The organism is Pseudomonas sp. Q11 (genome assembly GCF_024494355.1).
GTDB lineage: Bacteria > Pseudomonadota > Gammaproteobacteria > Pseudomonadales > Pseudomonadaceae > Aquipseudomonas > Aquipseudomonas hefeiensis.
This window is the reverse complement of sequence record NZ_JAKNQY010000027.1, coordinates 55,804-73,601: the sequence shown is the minus strand read 5'-3', so window position 1 is coordinate 73,601 and position 17,798 is coordinate 55,804. Positions and strand designations below refer to the sequence as shown.

Here is a 17,798-nt window from a genome sequence, read left to right as displayed (position 1 = left end):
GGTTCTATTCGATCCGGTAGTGAAAAGTATTGCGCACCGCCGGCACCGTCACGGCCTGGCCGTCGACGATTCGCGGCTGATAACGGAAGGTCCTGGCGGCGGTCAGCGAGGGACGGATAAACATCGGGTGGCAGCCGTCCAGCACCTTGGGGTTATCGATGCGCCCGTCCGGCTTGACGCTGTACTCCACCGTGCAGTCGCCTTGCAGCCCTTTGTCCAAAGCCCGCTGCGGATAATCCGGGGCCTCTTTGCTCAGGGGTTGATAGTGGCGGCTGTCGGCGGCGGCCAGGCGCGCCTGTTCGGCTTGGCGTTGCCGGGCAAGCGCCTGGGCCTGTTGAGCCGCCTGGCGCTGTTGTTCGGCGACCTGCTGCTCGGCTTCCTGCTGGCGTCGCTGGTTCTCCTGGCGCTCGCGTTGCTGCTGGGCCTGCTGCTCGCGCTTTTGCTCCTCGATCCGTTTGCGCGCCAGGGTTGCCTGCTCCAGTTTCTGGGCCTGAAGCCTTGGCTCAACCACCGGTTTACTCGGTGGCGGGCGTGGCGCTTCCACCGGAGCCGGCGCGGCTTCGACCGGTTGTGGTGCGACCTCTGCCACGGGGGCCGGCGCGGACGCTTCGGGCACCGGCGCCGGAGACAACATCACCAGTTGCGTGCGCAGTACCCGAGGCGCCTCGACAGCCGGTTTCTCCGCGGTCCAGCCCAGCACCAGCAATGCGGCGACAGCCGCGTGCAAGGCCACGGCGAGCCCCGCCGCCAGACTGTTCCTCCAAAAACTACGGCCGGACAACGGGGACAAACCCAAGGATGGACTGTGCATGATCATCGCCGTCATCGGGGTGCCTCGGTCACCAGCCCAAGGTTGCTCACCCCGCCCTGCTGCAAGGCGGCCATGGCGGCCACGACACGACCGTAGTCGGCGTGGTCGTCGGCCCGGATATACACCTGGGTGTCGCTGCGCTCGGCGACAACCCGGGCCACCTTGGCGCGCATCTGATCCAGGTCCACGGCGCTGTCGGTCTGGCTTTGGGTGTCCAGTTCGGCGCCCAGATTCCAGTAGTAACCGCCCTCGGCCTTAACAGACAGGGTCAGGATCTGTTGGCGGCTATCGTTGGCCAATGCCTGGCTAGCGACCTTGGGCAGCTCGACTTTCACGCCTTGGGTCAGCATTGGAGCAGTGACCATGAAGATCACCAGCAGCACCAGCATCACATCGATGTAAGGCACCACGTTCATTTCGGCCTTGGGCCCGTGCTTGCGTTGCGGCTTGACTAGCATCTGCCCTCTCCTCTCAAGCAGCCGCGGCCAGGTTCACCGGGGCGCCGTGCAGCTTGCGGTGCAGGCGTGCCTGCAACTCGTTGCCGAACGCGTAGTAACGCGTCAGCAAGGTCTGGCCGCGGGCGGAAAACCGGTTGTAGGCGATCACAGCGGGAATCGCCGCGAACAGGCCGATGGCGGTGGCGATCAACGCTTCGGCGATGCCCGGCGCCACGGTGGAGAGGCTGGCCTGTTGCACCTGGGACAACCCCAGGAAGGCGTTCATGATTCCCCAGACCGTGCCGAACAAACCGATGTAAGGGCTGACCGAACCGACGGTGGCAAGAAACTGCAAGCCTTTCTCCAACTGCACCTCCTGTTCGCTGATTGCCACTTGCAGCGAACGCTCCACCCCCTCGAGCACCACCTGCGGGCTGCCGGAAGGTACGTTGAGCTGGGTGAAAGCCTGGAAGCCGGCGTGAAAGATCGGCTCCACGCCGCCCTCTTCTTCGCGCACCTGGGCAGTCTCGCGCAACAACGCCGGCAAATCGCTGGTGCTGCGAAAACGCTGCATGAAACCCTTGAACTGGCGCTCGTTGCGTTGCAGCACGGCACTGCGCTGGATGATCAGGTACCAGCTCAACAGCGAGGCCAGCAGCAGCGTGAGCATGACGGCCTTGACCAAAAGGCTCGCGTCACTGATCAGGCCCCAGATTGTCATGTGTTCCAGAGTGGCTTGCATGGGTAGAACTCCTGTCTGGCTGCTATTCGATGAAATGTTCGTGACCGGTTGATGACAGCACCGCTCAAGGCAGGCGCAAGGCTTTGGCCACTTCGCTCCAGGGTACGAACTTGAAGTTCTGCGCTTGCTCGGGCATACGCTTGCGGCCGTCCTGGACCACCAGCATGCCGGCGCTCCAAGGCCCGCCAAGGTTGGCCGAAGTGACTTCCAGCCCATCGGTTTCCGAGGCACCGTCGATGCCGGCAGTGCCGTTCAAACCGACGCGGAATGCGCCGCGCACGGCATAAGGCGGCTCGGCATCAAGCAGCAGATAGCTGTCGTTGCCTTGGCTTGAGATCACCAGGTAATCGTGGCCAGCGCCTTGGTACAGGGCGATGCCCTCAACGTCGGCATGCAACTGAGGTCCGACCTTGATCACGCTGTTCAATGTCGCCGGCCGCTCGGCCCGGGCATCCACCGCCCAGACACCGACGTCTTCTTCACCGAGGAACAGCCGCTGGCGCTGGTCATCGGCGACGCAACCTTCAGGCTGGCTGTCGACGCTGAACTGGCGCACCAACTCCCCCTTCACCACACCGTCCGGGGCGCTGAGGCGGTATTGCAAATAGCGCCCGTCCTTGCCATTGGCGAAGGCATACAGTTCACCCTCAACCGGCTGGAACAGGCAGATGCCGTAGATTTCCTTGAGCGGCGTGGCAATCTCGCCGGCCTCGCTCAACTCACCGCTGGCGCGGTCGATGCGAAACAGGCTGAGGCTGTTGCGATCGCGGTTGCTGGCGACGGCGAGATCGACGGTTTGCGTGCCCAGCTTGAAGTTGCCACGCACATCGACGTTGTTGAGGCGGCCCACCGGCAGTTCCTGCAGCAGCTTGCCTTGCAGGTCATACGTCAACAGGCCTTGCTTCTTGTTGGTCCCCAGCACCCGGCTCAAGGCAGGCGTTGTGGGATGTACCCAGATCGCCGGATCATCCGCCGCATCGCCCTGGCGCGCCACCGGTTCACTCTGGCCAATGGCAGCCACAGTGGGCAGCACCGGCGGCAGCGACACAGCCGTGGGCTGCCAATTGAGTTGGCCTTGGTATAAGCGCCCGTTGTCATCGTCGCGCAGCAGCAGCTCAAGACCGGTTTGGGTCGAACGTATCGCCAGGCTTTCCGGCTCGTTCAGGCCTGGCAGCGCCAAACTGGCTTTTGCGGTCCACCCCTTGCCCTCTTGCTGATACAGATGCAACTGCCCCGCTTGTGGGTCCAGGCCCAGCAATCCTCCTGGTAACGCAGCCATGGCACCCGCCGCTTGCTGGATGTCACCGAACGGTGTGCGCATCGCCACGGGTATACGCACGGCATCGGCTTCGGAGGATGCCGGATAGGCCCACCAGCCTACCTGTTCCTCGTTGACGAACAGTTGATTGGCGCTGTCCTGCACCTGACAGGTCTGGGCATCGGGCGGCAGTGGCAGGCCGCGTACGCGCTGGGCGCTGGCGCTCAGGCGCTCGCCATTGCCCACCAGCCACTGCTCGCCCTTGCCCTCTTCGCCCACGAGAAATACAAACAGGTTGTTCGCTTCGTCGCGGTATAGGCACAGCCCGTTCACCGGGAAATCTCGCGCTGGCAGGTACAGCGGTTTTCCCCACTGGCGCTTATCCGGATCGAGGCTGACCAACAGTGCTTGCTGGCGAGTGCTGTCGAGGCTGGCGACCAGAGCCTTCGCCCCGAGGGTTCGGCTGTCGAGACCTTCGAAGGCGCCCTCCAGGCGTGACAGTTCGCGGCCTTGGGCATCGAGCAACAACAAGCCCTCACGGGCACTGGCCAGTCGCATGGTCGTCGAATGGCCGGGCACAAATCCCAGGGCGTTGATCGAGAGAGCCTGTGCCTGAGGCCAGGGTTGCAGCTTCAGGGTTGGGGAAGCCGCCAGGGCTGGAACGCTTGTCAGGCTGATGAGCATTGCCAACAGGTACTGCTTGGGTAAAAACAAAGCTGTGTTCAACGGAAAAATCCTTGTCATTAAGCCGGGTTCAAACGGGTCGGTTGTTCACCTGCTGGGCGAAGGGATTGATCCCCTCGCCCCGGCTGATCGGCGGCGCGATCTAGAAATGGGTGAACGTCAACCCCAGCTTGTAAGTCGGGCCGTACTCTTCGTACTGACCGTTAAAGGAGCGGTGGCCGGTGTAGACGAAATACGACTCGTCGGTGAGGTTCTGGGCTTCCAGGCTCACTTGCAGGTTCTTGGTCAGGGAGTAGCGGGCGCTGAAGTCGACAAAGGTTTGGGCGTCGACGTGCAAGTCATGGTCGCGGTCGCTGATGGACGCCAGTTCATACAGGTAGGCCGACTTGTAGTTGGCCGACAGGCGCAGGCTCAGCTTGTCGTTCTCCCAGCCCAGCATCAGATTGCCCACGGTGTCCGACTGGTTTGGCAGGTCGATGCTGCGTTTGCGCTGTGTTCCGCTGGCCTGATCGAACCCCTCGATCTCGGCGTCCGAACGACTGAAGGTGGTGTTGGCCCCTAGCAGCAAGCCATTCCAGGGGGCCGGCAGCCAGTCGAATTTTTGTGAGTAGGCCAGTTCCAGGCCATAAAGCTTGGCGCTGTCACCATTGGCAAAGCTATGGGCTTCGGAGAAGTCGGCCCAGGCGCCCGTGCCCGCCAGGTCGGTGTTGTAGACGAAGTTCTTGATGTCCTTGTAGAACACGAAAGCCGAAACAGTGCCGGCCCGGCCCATGAAATGTTCGATACCCAGGTCCAGGTTGCTCGACTCCAGGGGTTTGAGGTCCGGGTTGCCGAAGGTCGCCTCGTCATCGTCAATGACAAAACCCGGGGCCAGTTGCCCGAAGGTCGGGCGCACCACGGATTTGGTCCAGGCCGCACGCACCTGGGTGTTCTTGTCCAACTGATAACGCGCGTGCAGGCCCGGCAGCCAGTGGTGATATTTGCGCCGGGCTTGGGTGTCGGTGAACGCGCCGTCGGTCACGCCGCTGCCTTTGGCTTCGAACTCCGTGCCCTCATAACGCATGCCGGCGATCAAGCGCCAATCGTCGATGTCCACAGTGTTCATCAGGTAAGCGGCGTTGATATCTTCGCTCATCTGGAAGTCATTGACCCGCGACTCCTGCTCATCAAAGAAGGCGTCGCGGTCCAGACCACCCAACAATTGTTCAATGGCACCGGCGCTGATGCCTGGACCGTACTGGCCGAGACTGTAATCGACGTTGCCCTTTTGGAATTGTCCGAGGTTCAACTGGTCGTCGGTGAACCCCAGGTCGTCGAAATCCTCATAGACCCAGGCATCGAGGTCGTTGTCCTTGTCGCGGCGGCTGACTTTGCCACCGAATTTGACCTGGGAGGCGTAGCCACTGACGTCATAGTCCCGGGCCAGGTCCAGGCGCAGGTTTTTCTCGGTGTCGGTGGTGTTCTGCTGTTCCCAGTCGACCTTGTCCAGGCTGAAGTTGGCGGGATCGTAGAACCCCGAACCAATGATCGGCCGCGGCTTGTCGTTGCCGTGGAAGCCGCCCTCAAAACCGTCAATGCCTTCGAATGTGGCACCAGCGATGTGGCCGGGGCTGTCCTCGCTGGACTTGCTATAGCCGCCCTGGCCGCTGAGGGTCCAGAGACCGAACATGCGCTCCCCGCCCAGTACGTAGGATTGGATCTCCTGGGTTTCTTCACGCTGTTTGATCTTGCGCTCGCCCTCTGCGGCGCCCAACTCGCCGGCCGCTTGTGGGTCCTCGAAAGCCAGGCTGGCGGCATTGCGGGTTTCGCTGTCTTTGTAACGACTGTAAAGCGTGCGCAGGTAGTAGCTGCTCAAGTCATCCGGCTTGTAGTCGAAGTTCAGCCCGCCGCCGGCGCGTTCCCGACGAATGTCATAGTCGCGTTGTTCGAACTCTTCGAGCCGCGAGCCTTGCTCAAAATCCCAGGCGCCGCCGGTTTCAACGTTGTCCGAGCCAAAGTCGCGCTTCTGCCAGCTCAGCGCCGCTGCAACGCCGAAGTTATCAATGCCGTCACCCAAGCTGAAACGGTCGCTGACGGCGCCAGAAAATTTCGGACTCGTCTGGCCGGTATTCTTGTCATAGCTGGCTTCGCTGCTGCCGGTATAGAACAAGCCCTTGTGGTCGAAAGCCGAGAGGCTTTTCACGTCGACCGTGCCGCCCAGAGAATTGGCGTCCATGTCCGGCGTCAGGGTCTTGATCACTGAAAGCGACTGCACCAGCTCCGAAGGCAGCACGTCCAGGGCAACGGCCCGGCGCTCGCTTTCCGGCGCTGGCACCAGCGTGCCGTTGATGGTCACGCTGTTGAGGTCCGGCCCCAGGCCCCGCACGCTGACAAAGCGACCTTCGCCCTGGTCACGTTCGACGCTGATGCCCGGCAGGCGCTGCACCGCTTCGGCGACGTTTTCATCCGGCAACTGAGCCACGCCATCGGCATGCACCACGCTCTTGATGCTGTCGGCGCTGCGCTGCTCCTTCAGGGCCTGATCGATGCTGGCTGCCTGGCCGACCACTTGGACGTGTTCAGTGGTCGTCTGCTCGGCAGCGCTCAGCCGTTCACTGGCAATGGCCATCGCCAACGCGGTGAACGTAAAACCGACGAGCCCGGCAGTGCTTGTGCGGTGATGCATGGTGGTCTCCCCCAGGAATCCGAAAATCCGCCAGGCAACGGCCCGGCAACTGGGAGGGCACGCTAGGGGTGGGTGGTGACGGTTCTGTGACAGGGTTTGGCTGGAGGGGCTGCAATCGGCTGATTTAGGGGGGCTGGCGAGCCGGAATGAGCTGAAATGACCTGTTTCCGAGCCGCACAGGCCTTCAGCAGCCGATCACTTTTAGCGAACCGTCGCACCACACCGCTGTGGGAGCAAAGCTTGCTCGCGATGCAGGCGCCTCGATCCCCTGAAAAACCGCGTCGTCTTCGTCGCGAGCAAGCTTTGCTCCCACAAAATCCCCTCGCCACAATGAGATAAGGGCGATCTCATGAATAAAAATCCGGACAACCCATGAGCTGATTCGACCTCCCCCATCCATTCACCCACCGTCACCGCACTGTCATATCCATCTGCTGTGCTGAGCCACATTCCGCTTCTGGTAAAGGATTCCGGCCATGTTCTCCGTGCTGCGCCCGCACCGCCTCAAACTCGCCCTGCTTGTGCTTGCGGCCAACCTCGGGCTGATGCTGCACCTGGCCAGTGGCGAGCTCAAACCGCTGAGTGAGTGGGTCTGGCTGGATATCCTCGGCGAAGGGGGTTCGGCGTTGCTGGCGCTGGTCTGGCTCGGCCTGGTGCTCAAGAGTCGCCCGGCCGGTCGGGTAACCAACTATCTCGTCTTGGGCCTTGGCTGCATCTTTTTTTCCTGGTGGATCGACAGCCTCGACGAGTTCATCCGCTTGCCCGACTCCATCACCTGGGACCACTGGCTGGAGTCTGGGCCGATGCCGGTGGGCATGATTCTGCTGACCCTTGGCATCTATCACTGGCACCGGGAACAACTGGCAATCAATGGGCAAATGGAGAAACGCGAACGGTTGTTCCGCGAGCACCGCCTGTTCGACAAACTCACGCCGCTGGGAGGCGCGGATTTTTTCAAACATGAACTGACGAGCAGCCTGGAGGACAGCCGGCGCCGCCAGCAGCCCTTGTCGTTACTGGCTCTGGACCTGGACAATTTCACCGCCATCAACCAGCGCTTCGGTCATGGCGAGGGCGACGCGGTGCTGCAAGCCGTCAGTCAGTTACTGGTGTTGAACCTGCGCCGTCAGGATCTGCTTTGCCGCCTGGCCGGTGATCGCTTTGTGGTCCTGTTGCCCGACACTGGCGAGAGCCAGGCCCGACATCTGGCCGCAGAGCTTGCCCACGCGGTTTGCAGCCTGGCCCACAAGACCCGGCAACATGGCGAGCGCTTGCAACTGACCGCCAGCACCGCCGTGGTGATGGCATTCGACGAGTCGCCGGAGGCCTTGCTCAAACGCCTCAACCTGACGCTGGCCCGATCCCGCTCCACGTTGGCGAAAAGTGCCTGAGGCCGGCCCATGACCCTCAAGACCTGCTGGTATGAAACCGACAGCCGCTTCATTCCGGGGCACTATCAGCCTGCCGCGCTGATCGATCTGGCACTGTCGCGTGACATCGACAGCCATCGCCTGTTACGTGGCACCGGACTGTTCCACGACGATATCCTGGCCGGCCAGAGCCGCATCAGCCCGCAACAGTTTCTTGGCCTGATCGACAACAGCCGACGCCTGCTCGATGCCAGTGACAGCAGTTTCCTGTTCGGCCAGCGACTGCTGCCGGGGCATTACGGGCCAGCCAGTCACGCCTTGCGCCACGCGCAGAATCTGCATCAGGCCCTGGAAACCCTGATCGACCAACAAGCCCTGCTCAGCCCCCTGGCCGCGCCGCGCCTGCTATTGGACGAGCACTACGCCTACGTCCATTGGCTGGACAGTTGCGGTGCCGATCAACAATGGCGCTTCGTACTGGAAGCAAGCATGACTTCGATGGTTGCCATGAGTGCATGGCTGAGCGGCGAACGCCTGCCCTGGCAATGCAGCTTTCGCCATGAGGAACCGCGTTACGTCGAGCAGTACTGGGTGCATTTGGGTGAGCAGACGCAATTCAATCGGCCGCTGGACCTGATGCGCCTGCCTCGCCACTGTCTGGCACAACCCTGGCCCAACGTTTCGGCCACCGCCGGCCAGGTGGCGCGGGGCCAAGCCCGGGAACAGCTTGAGCAACTGGGTTTCGCGGCAAGCTTTCTGGACTGCATCTACGACTACCTGCACACCCACGTGCAGCAGACACCCAGTCTGGAACAGACCGCCCAGGCTTTCGCCATGAGCCCGGCGACCCTCAAGCGCAAACTGCACAAGCACCACACCGGATTCCAGCAACAGGTGGACCGGGTGCACACCCATGTGGCGTTGTACTTGTATCAGGTCAAGGGGTTCAGCAACGAGGAAGTAGCGCAGTACCTGAACTTCAATGACACGGCGAATTTTCGCCGTTCGTTCAAGCGCTGGACCGGCAGTACGCCGAATCTGATCCGGCAGTTGCTGATGTTGGGGTGAGCACCACTGTGGGAGCAAGGCTTGCCCGCGATGCAGACGACGCGGTCCTTGGTGAACCTAGGCGCCTGCATCGCGGGCAAGCCTTGCTCCCACAGATAACTGATAAATTGCCTGTGGGTTCAGTGCCTGCGAATGTTCAGTGTCCGCGAATGTAATGCTCCAACTGCCGGATCAGATCCGCCTGTTCGACAATCGCTTCCTTCACCAAATCACCAATGGACAACAGCCCCATCAACTGGCCGTTATCCAGCACTGGCAGGTGCCGCAGGTGGCTGTCGGTCATGACTTCCATGCAACGGTCGATGCTCTGCTGGCTATCGGCGGTGACCACCGGGGCGCTCATGACAGTGCGTACCGAAGTGCCCACCGAGGAGCGTCCCTGCAACACCAGCTTGCGCGCATAGTCGCGTTCGCTGAACACGCCGACCACCTGACCGGCTTCGATCACCGGCAACGCGCCGACGTTTTTCTCGGCCATGATCTGCAGCGCTTCGAGCACGGTTTGCTCCGGCGCGATGCTGTGGACTTGCTGGTTCTGCACACTCTTGAGTCTTACCAGTTGAGCGGCTGTTTTCATTGATGATTCCCAACTTCAGTTAATGGCAAGCCAATGCACTTAAAATCGCCTGACTCATTGTGGCGAGGGAGCTTGCTCCCGCTGGGGTGCGAAGCCAGCCCTGAAATCTTACGATCGCTGCGCGACCGAGCGGGAGCAAGCTCCCTCGCCACAACAGCGGTGTCACCGCGCTCAGGTGCGGATCAGTCTTCGCCAATCTCCACCACATCACCATTCAAACGCACCGGCCACACCCGCAGGCGCTGCTCCGGGTATTCCAGGCATTGACCGTCGTCCAGGCGAAAATGCTGTTTGTACATGGGCGAGGCAATCACCAGGTCACCCTTGATACTGCCCAGCAGGCCACGACCGATCACGTTCGCGCCGGACTTGGGGTCGCGGTTGTCGATGGCGTACAGCGGCTTGTCCTGCTGCTCGGGCAGGTACAACAGTGCCACCTGGCTGCCGTCGTGCCAGGCGACGACGCCGGAGTTGGGCACCAGATCCTCGCGGCTGCACAGGGCACGCCATTGCACCGGACTTTGGGCCGCGTCGCGGGTGGGGATACGAACGACGTTTGACTGGCTCATCAGAGCACCTCCTCGGTGACGGGAATCAGGTGAAGCTCGTGGGCGTGAACCGGCCGGCGCTGGCCGCGTTCCCTGACAAAATGAACATCCGGATCGCCGCGACCGTCGTTGACGAAGGTGCGGAAGCGCTTGAGCTTGTCCGGGTCTTTAAGAGCGTTGGCCCATTCGCATTCATAACGGTCGACCACCAGCTGCATCTGGGCTTCGAGTTCGCCCCCCAGGCCCAGGCTGTCGTCGATGATCACGTCCTTGAGGTAGTCCAGGCCGCCCTCCAGGCTTTCGCGCCAGACCGAGGTGCGCTGCAATTTGTCGGCGGTGCGGATGTAGAACATCAGGAAGCGGTCGATGTAGCGGATCAGGGTCGCGTCATCCAGGTCAGTGGCGAACAGCTCGGCGTGACGCGGACGCATGCCGCCATTACCGGCCACGTAGAGGTTCCAGCCCTTCTCGGTGGCGATCACGCCGACGTCCTTGCTCTGGGCCTCGGCGCACTCACGGGTGCAACCGGACACCGCGAACTTGAGCTTGTGGGGCGAGCGCAAACCCTTGTAGCGATCCTCGAGGGTCAGGGCCATTTGCACGCTGTCCTGCACACCGTAACGGCACCAGGTGCTGCCCACGCAGGACTTCACCGTGCGGGTCGACTTGCCGTAGGCGTGCCCGGTTTCGAAACCCGCGTCGATCAGTTCGGCCCAGATATCCGGCAACTGGTGCAACTGGGCGCCGAACAGGTCGATGCGCTGGCCGCCGGTAATCTTGGTGTAGAGGTCGTATTTCTTGGCGACCACGCCGATGGCGATCAGCTTGTCGGCGGTGATTTCCCCGCCAGCGATGCGTGGCACCACCGAATAGGTGCCGTTTTTCTGCATGTTGGCCATGAAGGTGTCGTTAGTGTCCTGCAACGGCACCAGGGACGGGTCCATGATCGGCTGGTTCCAGCACGACGCCAGGATCGAGCCCACCGCTGGCTTACACAAGTCGCAACCGGTTTGCCCGCGGCCGTGCTTGGCCAGTAGCTCATCGAAGCTGATGATGCCTTCAACCCGCACCAGGGCATAAAGCTCCTGGCGGGTATAGGCGAAGTGTTCGCACAGGCTCTTGTCGACGCTAACGCCACGAGCAATCAATTCGTGCTCGAACACCTGCTTGACCAGGGCGGCGCAGCCACCGCAACCGGTGCCGGCCTTGGTATCGCATTTCAGTTGCCCGAGGTCGGTGCAGCCGCTGTCGATGGCCGAACAGATCGAACCTTTGGTGACGTTGTGGCACGAGCAAATAGTCGCCGCCGCGGGCAGCGCTGCCGGGCCCAACGTCGGTGCGCCTTCGGAGGTCGGCAGGATCAGGCTGGCAGCGTCCTTGGGCAACGCGATGCCATTCTGCATGTATTGCAGCAGGGTGTCGTAGTAGCTGTTGTCGCCCACCAGCACCGCGCCGATCACCCGCTTGCCGTCGGCATCCACCACCAGTCGCCGGTAGCTGGCGCTGGTTTGGTCGATGAACTGGAAGCTGCGCGAACCCGGTGTATTGCCGTGGGCGTCACCGATGGAACCCACGTCCACGCCCAGCAACTTGAGCTTGGTGGACATGTCCGCGCCAGTGAACGGCTCGGTGTTTTCACCGCACAGGCGAGCCGCGACGTTACGAGCCATCTGGTAACCCGGAGCGACCAGGCCGAAGATGCTGCCGTTCCAGGCTGCGCATTCGCCAATGGCATAGATGTCCGGGTCGCTGCTCAGGCAATGGTCATCGATCACCACGCCACCGCGCGGGCCGATCTGCAGCTCGCTCTGGCGAGCGAGGGCATCCTGGGCGCGGATGCCGGCGGAAAACACGATCAGGTCGGTTTCCAGGAAATCGTCATCGCCGAAGTTCATCCGATAACGGTACTGCTCACCGGCGCTGATGGACTGGGTGCCCTTGGACAGGTGCACACCCACACCCAGCTTCTCGATGCGCGCCTTGAGGGCCAAACCGCCCTGCTCGTCCAGTTGCACCGGCATCAGTCGTGGGGCGAATTCCACCACATGGGCTTCCAGGCCGAGGGTCTTGAGGGCATTGGCCGCTTCCAGGCCGAGCAGGCCACCGCCGACCACCACGCCACGGCGGGCATTGCTTGCGGCGGACCGGATGGCGTCCAGGTCTTCGAGGGTGCGATAGACCAGACAGGAATCGCCTTCGGCGCCCTGGATCGGTGGCACGAACGGGTAGGAACCAGTGGCGAGCACCAGTTTGTCGTAGCTGATGCGGTCCTGGGTGGTAACCACTTGGCGGGCCTGGCGGTCGATTTCCAGCACCGGTACACCCAAGTGCAACGTGACACCGGGCGTCTGGTACAACGAAGCTTCGCCAAGCGCCAGGGACTCGGCGTCACGGCCTGAGAAATACTCCGACAGATGCACGCGATCATAGGCGCGCATCGGCTCTTCGCTGAACACATGCAGGTGGTAATGGTTGAGCGCACCACGCTCGATCAGTTGCTCGATGCAATGATGGCCGACCATGCCATTGCCGATCACGATCAGTGTTTGCAGCTTGTTCAGGGAAGCAACGTTGGAATTCATAAAAGCACCCGACAAAAGCCCATCACGGTTTTGAAAGCAAAAAAAAGACGCCTGAAACCTTGCGGTTCCAGGCGTCTTTGCCTGTTCTGTGCGGTATCGATCCGGCGACTGCGCCCCGATCTACCGTTATCCCCGGCCTGCTGGCTCTCGATCTACGTTGACCGACGGGGTTGCCCACTCGACTGTGTTCGCGGCGGGCCTGAGTAGCCTCTTGCAGCGAGCGTGCCAAACCTCGTCCAGCCCCTATTCACGGTCGCGCATTCATCGACAACCCCCTGTGGGAGCGGGCTTGCCCGCGAAAAATCCAGCTCAGCCACCGCAGGCCGACGGGCAGCCGCCACCGCTGCGCAAGCACCACCAACTGCCTTGCGATGGTGCGATCACTCCTCCTGTGGCCTCATAAAAGTGCAGCTTTTCAAACCCGCCGGCAAAAAATCCTGAACCATCGCCAACCCGGATTTTCACAATAAGTGAGGAGCCCGTCCGGCCGCCGTAAAACCACTCACGAAGCCCAGGCCGTGGCTTGCTATCAAACCGGAGAGAAAGGAGATTCAACGATGAAAATCAATGAAATCATGAGTCGGGAAGTACGTACGATCTCCCCCGATACCCCTCTGCACGAAGTCGCGCAAGTGATGCGCGAGGCCGATATCGGCGCGCTGATCATCAATCAGGACGACCGCATGGCCGGGATGATCACCGACCGCGACCTCGTGGTTCGGGCCATGGCGGATGGCATGGACATGAACACCCCGGTCAGTCGGATCATGAGCGATGAGGTGCGCTACTGCTTCGATGACGAAGAGATCGACCATGTGGCCAAGAACATGGCCCAGATCGAAAAACGCCGCCTGCCGGTGGTCAATCGCGACAAACGCCTGGTGGGCATGGTCTCGCTGGCCAATGTCGCCAGTTGCAATGCCGACAAGCTCAGCGCCAACCTGCTGCGTGGCGTCGCGCGGCCTCACTGATCCATCCCATGGAGCTGCGGAGCGAGCGCAATGGATGAGCAAAGCCCGCCTGTCGTGGTGCTGCTACTATTCTGATCCAGAGTGGCGCCACCAACGATAGCCAAAGCCATTGAAATTCAGTCGAATGGACTGCCGCTATCGCGAGCAGGCTCGCTCCCACAGTGGGATCGGGGCACGGCCGGAGAGACAGGTCGGCTGTAAGGCCGCCTTCGCGAGCAAGCCCGCTCCCACAAAAGATTGGATTGTTGCGCAGATACTTCAATACAAAACAACTGTGGGAGCAAAGCTTGCTCGCGATAGCGGTGGCTCAGCTTGAAGAGGTGTCAACGGTCCTGGTCACCATCGCAACAATACTGACCAGCAACTCGTCCTTCGCCTCGCCAGCGCTGATCTCCCCAGAGGCGGCGGCATTGGACAGTGCTTCCGCCGCCCCCAGCATCGCCCGCAACCCGGCCTGGGGGATGCGTTTCTTGCCAGCGAACGGCTCCAGCACCGCTCGGCATTTATCCAGAAAAATGGCCTCATATTCGCGCTTGATGCGCTCCAGTTCTGGCGAACTTGTCAGCGCCGCAATGACCCCCGGGATCTCCCGGCCTTGCAAAAGAACGCATTCGACAAACGAAGAGGCAATCACCTCGGCGCGGCTTTCCAGTGTCGGCTCACTCGCTTCCAGGGCCGCGTCCATCAGCGCCGTCTGACGAGCATCGAAATCCTGATAGAGCGCCGCGAGCAGCCCGGACCGAGTGGTGAAATGGTCATACACGATGGGCTTGGTCACCCCCGCCTGCTCGGCGAGCCGGGCCAGGGTCAGCGCTTCGCTGCCCTCCTCCCGCACCAGCCGCCAGGCGACATCCAACAGCTGCCGTTGCCGATCCTCGCGGGACAAGCGTCGGCGGGGAGTAGCAGAGGATCGCAAATTTTCATCAAGGCTTGACATGCTAACTTTACCAACCGTAACTTACTAAAGGTAACTTAACCAAGCATACCTGCTTGACGCCGGTCATTGCCATGAGGAGTTTTGCCATGCACGCACTCATCGTTGTCGCTCATCACGATCCCCACTCCCTTACCCACGGCCTGGCCAAAAAAATCGTCGAAGGCCTGACCCAAGCCAATCCCGCCGCGACGTTTGAAATTGCTGACCTGGCGGCCGAAGGCTTCGATCCGCGGTTCAGTTTCGCCGACCATGCGGTACACCACCGCGAGGCTTCACCGCCCATGGACGTTTTGGCCGAACAAGCCAGAATCGACCGTGCAGATGCACTGGTGCTGGTGTATCCCATCTACTGGTGGTCGATGCCAGCATTGCTCAAGGGCTGGATCGACCGGGTGTTTTCCAACGGCTGGGCGTTCGATTTCAGCCTCGATAAACCCTTTATCAAAAAACTGCAGCGTTTGCAGGTGCATCTGGTGGCCGTGGGCGGGGCTGATGATGATACGTTCCTGCGCCACGGTTATGGCCAGGCGATGACCGCGCAAATCGACCACGGCATCTTTGATTACTGCGGCGCCCGGGTGGTCAGTTCCCAACGTTTGCTCGAATCGGAAACCCTCGAACCGGCGCGTCATCTGGACGCTGCCTATCACATAGGCCAGCGGCTGTTCCCGCTGTGCCAGGAGACAGCGCAGGTTCAAGCAAGCACCGAGTGCGCCTGACCGCCATCAGAGCGCGCGGCCCTTGGCGGCGGAGAGGACCTGATCACGCTTGTAGATATCCGGGATGTAGACTGCCTGCCCCTGGCTGTCGGCTTGCACGGTCCAGTAGCCCAACAGAATCGGCACCGGCCTGGCCAGCCTGAATTCATGAGTCAGTCCGCTGGCCAGCAGCGTGTCGGTGCGCAGGCGTTCAGCCGGGTTCACCAACCAGTCGCGCAAGTGCAGCGCCTGTTCGACTCGCACACACCCCGAACTGAACGCCCGCGGTTCCTTGCTGAACAGTGACTGGCTGGGCGTGTCATGCAGGTACACGGAAAACGGGTTGGGAAAACGAATCGCCATCTTGCCCAGTGGGTTCTTCGGACCGGGGTCCTGGCGCAGCATGAGACCGCCGGGATGCTCCCAATCGATGTCCTGGGCCAGTAACGGCAAGCCATTTCGATCGATCACCCTCAGGTTATGTCGACTCAAGAACTCTGGGTCACGACGAATCTCGGGCAGTTTGTCTTCGCGCATGATAGTCGGAGGGATGGTCCAGGTCGGGTTGAGTGTCAGTCGTGTCACCCGAGACTTGAGCAATGGCGTCTCCCGGTCCGCGCGGCCCACCTGGGTACGGGTTTGCCAGACCGGTGCGCCATCCTGGTAGACCGTCAACCGGGCTGCCGCCACATTGACCAGCACGCTGTCCGGCTCCAGGTCCCGGGCCAACCAACGCATGCGCTCCAGATTGACGCGCAACTGCTCGCGTCGCATGAACGGGCTGATGTTCAGTTCCGTCACCGTCCAAGGCCCCACCACTCCATCGGCTTGCAGCGAATGATGAAGCTGGAAGCTTTTCATCGCCGCCACCAGGTCAGGGTTGTAGTGATCGTCGATGATCACCGGGGGTGCGCTGAAATAGCCTTCGCTGAACAATCGCTGGGCCAGGGCCGGTACTCGGGCGTCCCGCTTGTCCGGGTGCAACAAGGGGCCGCCGGGGACCGGTTGCCATTCGGGTAAGGGTTGTTGCCGTTGCCGGGCGTAGAGCTCACGCAAGTTGCGATACAGCGCCAGGCGCGGCCGGGCCTGTTCGAAGGCCTCGCCCAGGTCCTGCAGGCCCGCCCCGGCGATGGCCAACACCGCAGCCTGACGATCCTGCGGCAGCGGGTCGGCCTGCCACACCGGCTCCAGGCGATCCTGAGGCAGGTAGCCGAAACGCAGCTCATACAGGGCTTGCAAGTAGCGCTGGCTGATAGCGATGTCGACACAATGGGCGTTATCGACCGTTCCTTCAGCGGGCATGCTGTAACGTGCCGGGTCCAGTCCGTCATCGGCCAGTTGCTGCAACTGTTCCCGCAGTGCCATCCGTCGCTCGTCGTCTGACCAGACAGCCTGGCCTGCGTTTTGCTCATAGAACGCCTGCAGACTCATCATCGTCGGAAAGTCGACGCCTGCGGCCAGTTCGGGACAGTCGACCGACAGCTGTGCCAGGGTGGTTTGCACCAGTGCCGGATCGCTTTGCTCGGCTGTGGCGACCAATGGCGCAGTGAGCAATAAAAGGCTCAGGTAACATGCGGACTTTTTGAACAACTGCTTTACTCCAATCCATGGCCGTCCCGTTGACGGTCAACTTTGCGACAGGTACGACCCGCCATCATGCAAACAAACCAAATCGGACGGGATGCCGCAAACGAACACCACCGTGGGATTTTTCCATCTTCAGCAAGCCTTTTGCGCCGACTCTGCCTGCTCATCACCGGCCTTGGCGTCATGTGCAGCCCGGCGTTGGCCGACAAAGGAAATTCTCAACCGCTTTACAACAGCCTCACCCACGCGGCGCCGGAACTCAATCCCCAGGCGCTCAAAAGTGCCTTGAGCGCCATGCAATGCGCTGTCGCCAACGGTGCTCGCCCGGCCCGCCATCTGGCAGTCATCGACTACTCGCAACCGTCCACGGCCCGCCGCCTGTGGATCTTCGACCTGCGCCAGAAGAAGCTGGTATTGCGCGATCTGGTGGCCCACGGGCAAAAATCCGGGGAAAACTTCGCCACGCAATTTTCCAATCGCCTGGGCAGTTTCCAGTCGAGCCTGGGACTGTTTCGCACTCAGGAAAGTTATCAGGGCGCCCACGGATATTCGTTGCGCATGGACGGTCTGGAGCCGGGCTTCAATGACCTGGCCCGCGATCGCGCGATCGTGATCCACGCCGCCGACTATGTGAATCCGCTGTGGAGCGTGCGTCAGGGGCGCATCGGCCGCAGCCTGGGCTGCCCTGCCGTCCGCCCGCAGGTGGCGCGCAAGGTGATCGACAAGCTCAAGGGCGGGCAATTCATGTTTTCCTGGTATCCGGACCCGAGCTGGCTCAAGCGTTCGGCCTATCTCAACTGCCAGCCTCAGCAGGTTGCGAGCATTTTGGCTACCAGCGGAGGTTGAACAGGCAGTTGCTGCGC

The 17,798-nt window shown here is 61.6% G+C and carries 15 protein-coding genes; 5 read left to right on the top strand and 10 right to left on the bottom strand.

The window, feature by feature from the left end:
- Positions 1–4: 4 nt before the first annotated feature.
- The 5 genes from MA884_RS23175 to MA884_RS23155 all read right to left on the bottom strand — a co-directional run bounded on the left by MA884_RS23175 (position 5) and on the right by MA884_RS23155 (position 6,597).
- Entirely contained in the window at positions 5–826 is an 822-nt protein-coding gene (locus tag MA884_RS23175) for an energy transducer TonB (protein WP_256232695.1), read from the bottom strand.
- The gene (tolR, locus tag MA884_RS23170) at positions 823–1,269 is read right to left on the bottom strand and encodes a protein TolR (protein WP_256232694.1); all 447 of its coding nucleotides are present in this window, start codon (positions 1,267–1,269) and stop codon (positions 823–825) included. The genes MA884_RS23175 and tolR overlap by 4 nt, the downstream gene beginning before the upstream one ends.
- 13 nt (positions 1,270–1,282) lie before the next feature.
- Positions 1,283–1,990: a protein TolQ gene (gene tolQ / locus MA884_RS23165; protein ID WP_256232693.1), complete on the bottom strand. Its 708-nt coding sequence runs from the start codon at positions 1,988–1,990 to the stop codon at positions 1,283–1,285.
- A gap of 64 nt (positions 1,991–2,054) precedes the next feature.
- On the bottom strand, positions 2,055–3,992 hold the full coding sequence (locus MA884_RS23160; RefSeq protein ID WP_256232692.1) for a phytase: 1,938 nt from the start codon (positions 3,990–3,992) through the stop codon (positions 2,055–2,057).
- A gap of 82 nt (positions 3,993–4,074) precedes the next feature.
- Complete coding sequence (locus MA884_RS23155) at positions 4,075–6,597, bottom strand: TonB-dependent receptor (protein WP_256232691.1); 2,523 nt, start codon at positions 6,595–6,597, stop codon at positions 4,075–4,077.
- A gap of 476 nt (positions 6,598–7,073) precedes the next feature.
- Between MA884_RS23155 and MA884_RS23150 the strand changes: the two genes are divergently transcribed.
- Positions 7,074–7,988, top strand: coding sequence for a GGDEF domain-containing protein (locus tag MA884_RS23150; protein WP_256232690.1), 915 nt, complete (start codon positions 7,074–7,076; stop codon positions 7,986–7,988).
- Between the two features lie 9 nt (positions 7,989–7,997).
- Complete coding sequence (locus MA884_RS23145) at positions 7,998–9,035, top strand: AraC family transcriptional regulator (RefSeq protein ID WP_256232689.1); 1,038 nt, start codon at positions 7,998–8,000, stop codon at positions 9,033–9,035.
- Between the two features lie 136 nt (positions 9,036–9,171).
- Here the strand turns inward: MA884_RS23145 and MA884_RS23140 are convergent, their stop codons facing one another.
- From MA884_RS23140 to nirB, 3 genes are all read right to left on the bottom strand, one after another.
- On the bottom strand, positions 9,172–9,612 hold the full coding sequence (locus tag MA884_RS23140) for a CBS domain-containing protein (protein WP_256232688.1): 441 nt from the start codon (positions 9,610–9,612) through the stop codon (positions 9,172–9,174).
- A 182-nt stretch (positions 9,613–9,794) separates the two neighbouring features.
- Positions 9,795–10,181 carry a nitrite reductase small subunit NirD gene (gene nirD, locus MA884_RS23135; protein ID WP_256232687.1) on the bottom strand — a complete coding sequence of 129 codons (387 nt, stop codon included), beginning with the start codon at positions 10,179–10,181 and terminating at the stop codon, positions 9,795–9,797.
- Positions 10,181–12,742: a nitrite reductase large subunit NirB gene (nirB, locus tag MA884_RS23130; protein ID WP_256232686.1), complete on the bottom strand. Its 2,562-nt coding sequence runs from the start codon at positions 12,740–12,742 to the stop codon at positions 10,181–10,183. Before nirB ends, nirD begins: the two co-directional genes overlap by 1 nt.
- 557 nt (positions 12,743–13,299) lie before the next feature.
- Here nirB and MA884_RS23125 point away from each other — a divergent pair.
- The gene (locus MA884_RS23125; RefSeq protein WP_256232685.1) at positions 13,300–13,713 is read left to right on the top strand and encodes a CBS domain-containing protein; all 414 of its coding nucleotides are present in this window, start codon (positions 13,300–13,302) and stop codon (positions 13,711–13,713) included.
- Positions 13,714–14,020: 307 nt separating this feature from the next.
- Here MA884_RS23125 and MA884_RS23120 read toward each other — a convergent pair whose 3' ends face one another.
- Positions 14,021–14,650, bottom strand: coding sequence for a TetR/AcrR family transcriptional regulator (locus tag MA884_RS23120; protein ID WP_256232684.1), 630 nt, complete (start codon positions 14,648–14,650; stop codon positions 14,021–14,023).
- Positions 14,651–14,736: 86 nt separating this feature from the next.
- Here MA884_RS23120 and MA884_RS23115 point away from each other — a divergent pair, with 86 nt between their 5' ends.
- On the top strand, positions 14,737–15,369 hold the full coding sequence (locus tag MA884_RS23115) for an NAD(P)H-dependent oxidoreductase (protein ID WP_256232683.1): 633 nt from the start codon (positions 14,737–14,739) through the stop codon (positions 15,367–15,369).
- Positions 15,370–15,375: 6 nt separating this feature from the next.
- Here the strand turns inward: MA884_RS23115 and MA884_RS23110 are convergent, their stop codons facing one another.
- The gene (locus MA884_RS23110; RefSeq protein ID WP_256232682.1) at positions 15,376–16,938 is read right to left on the bottom strand and encodes a murein L,D-transpeptidase; all 1,563 of its coding nucleotides are present in this window, start codon (positions 16,936–16,938) and stop codon (positions 15,376–15,378) included.
- Between the two features lie 180 nt (positions 16,939–17,118).
- Between MA884_RS23110 and MA884_RS23105 the strand changes: the two genes are divergently transcribed.
- Positions 17,119–17,781, top strand: a complete 663-nt coding sequence (locus MA884_RS23105) for a murein L,D-transpeptidase catalytic domain family protein (RefSeq protein ID WP_256232706.1) — start codon at positions 17,119–17,121, stop codon at positions 17,779–17,781.
- Positions 17,782–17,798 lie beyond the last annotated feature (17 nt).

Excerpts from the sequence above, each read along its gene's own strand:
- MA884_RS23175 (WP_256232695.1), bottom strand. The coding sequence starts at position 826 with ATGACGGCGATGATCATGCACAGTCCATCCTTGGGTTTGTCCCCGTTG.
- tolR (WP_256232694.1), bottom strand. The coding sequence starts at position 1,269 with ATGCTAGTCAAGCCGCAACGCAAGCACGGGCCCAAGGCCGAAATGAAC.
- tolQ (WP_256232693.1), bottom strand. The coding sequence starts at position 1,990 with ATGCAAGCCACTCTGGAACACATGACAATCTGGGGCCTGATCAGTGAC.
- MA884_RS23160 (WP_256232692.1), bottom strand. The coding sequence starts at position 3,992 with ATGACAAGGATTTTTCCGTTGAACACAGCTTTGTTTTTACCCAAGCAG.
- MA884_RS23155 (WP_256232691.1), bottom strand. The coding sequence starts at position 6,597 with ATGCATCACCGCACAAGCACTGCCGGGCTCGTCGGTTTTACGTTCACC.
- MA884_RS23150 (WP_256232690.1), top strand. The coding sequence starts at position 7,074 with ATGTTCTCCGTGCTGCGCCCGCACCGCCTCAAACTCGCCCTGCTTGTG.
- MA884_RS23145 (WP_256232689.1), top strand. The coding sequence starts at position 7,998 with ATGACCCTCAAGACCTGCTGGTATGAAACCGACAGCCGCTTCATTCCG.
- MA884_RS23140 (WP_256232688.1), bottom strand. The coding sequence starts at position 9,612 with ATGAAAACAGCCGCTCAACTGGTAAGACTCAAGAGTGTGCAGAACCAG.
- nirD (WP_256232687.1), bottom strand. The coding sequence starts at position 10,181 with ATGAGCCAGTCAAACGTCGTTCGTATCCCCACCCGCGACGCGGCCCAA.
- nirB (WP_256232686.1), bottom strand. The coding sequence starts at position 12,742 with ATGAATTCCAACGTTGCTTCCCTGAACAAGCTGCAAACACTGATCGTG.
- MA884_RS23125 (WP_256232685.1), top strand. The coding sequence starts at position 13,300 with ATGAAAATCAATGAAATCATGAGTCGGGAAGTACGTACGATCTCCCCC.
- MA884_RS23120 (WP_256232684.1), bottom strand. The coding sequence starts at position 14,650 with ATGTCAAGCCTTGATGAAAATTTGCGATCCTCTGCTACTCCCCGCCGA.
- MA884_RS23115 (WP_256232683.1), top strand. The coding sequence starts at position 14,737 with ATGCACGCACTCATCGTTGTCGCTCATCACGATCCCCACTCCCTTACC.
- MA884_RS23105 (WP_256232706.1), top strand. The coding sequence starts at position 17,119 with ATGTGCAGCCCGGCGTTGGCCGACAAAGGAAATTCTCAACCGCTTTAC.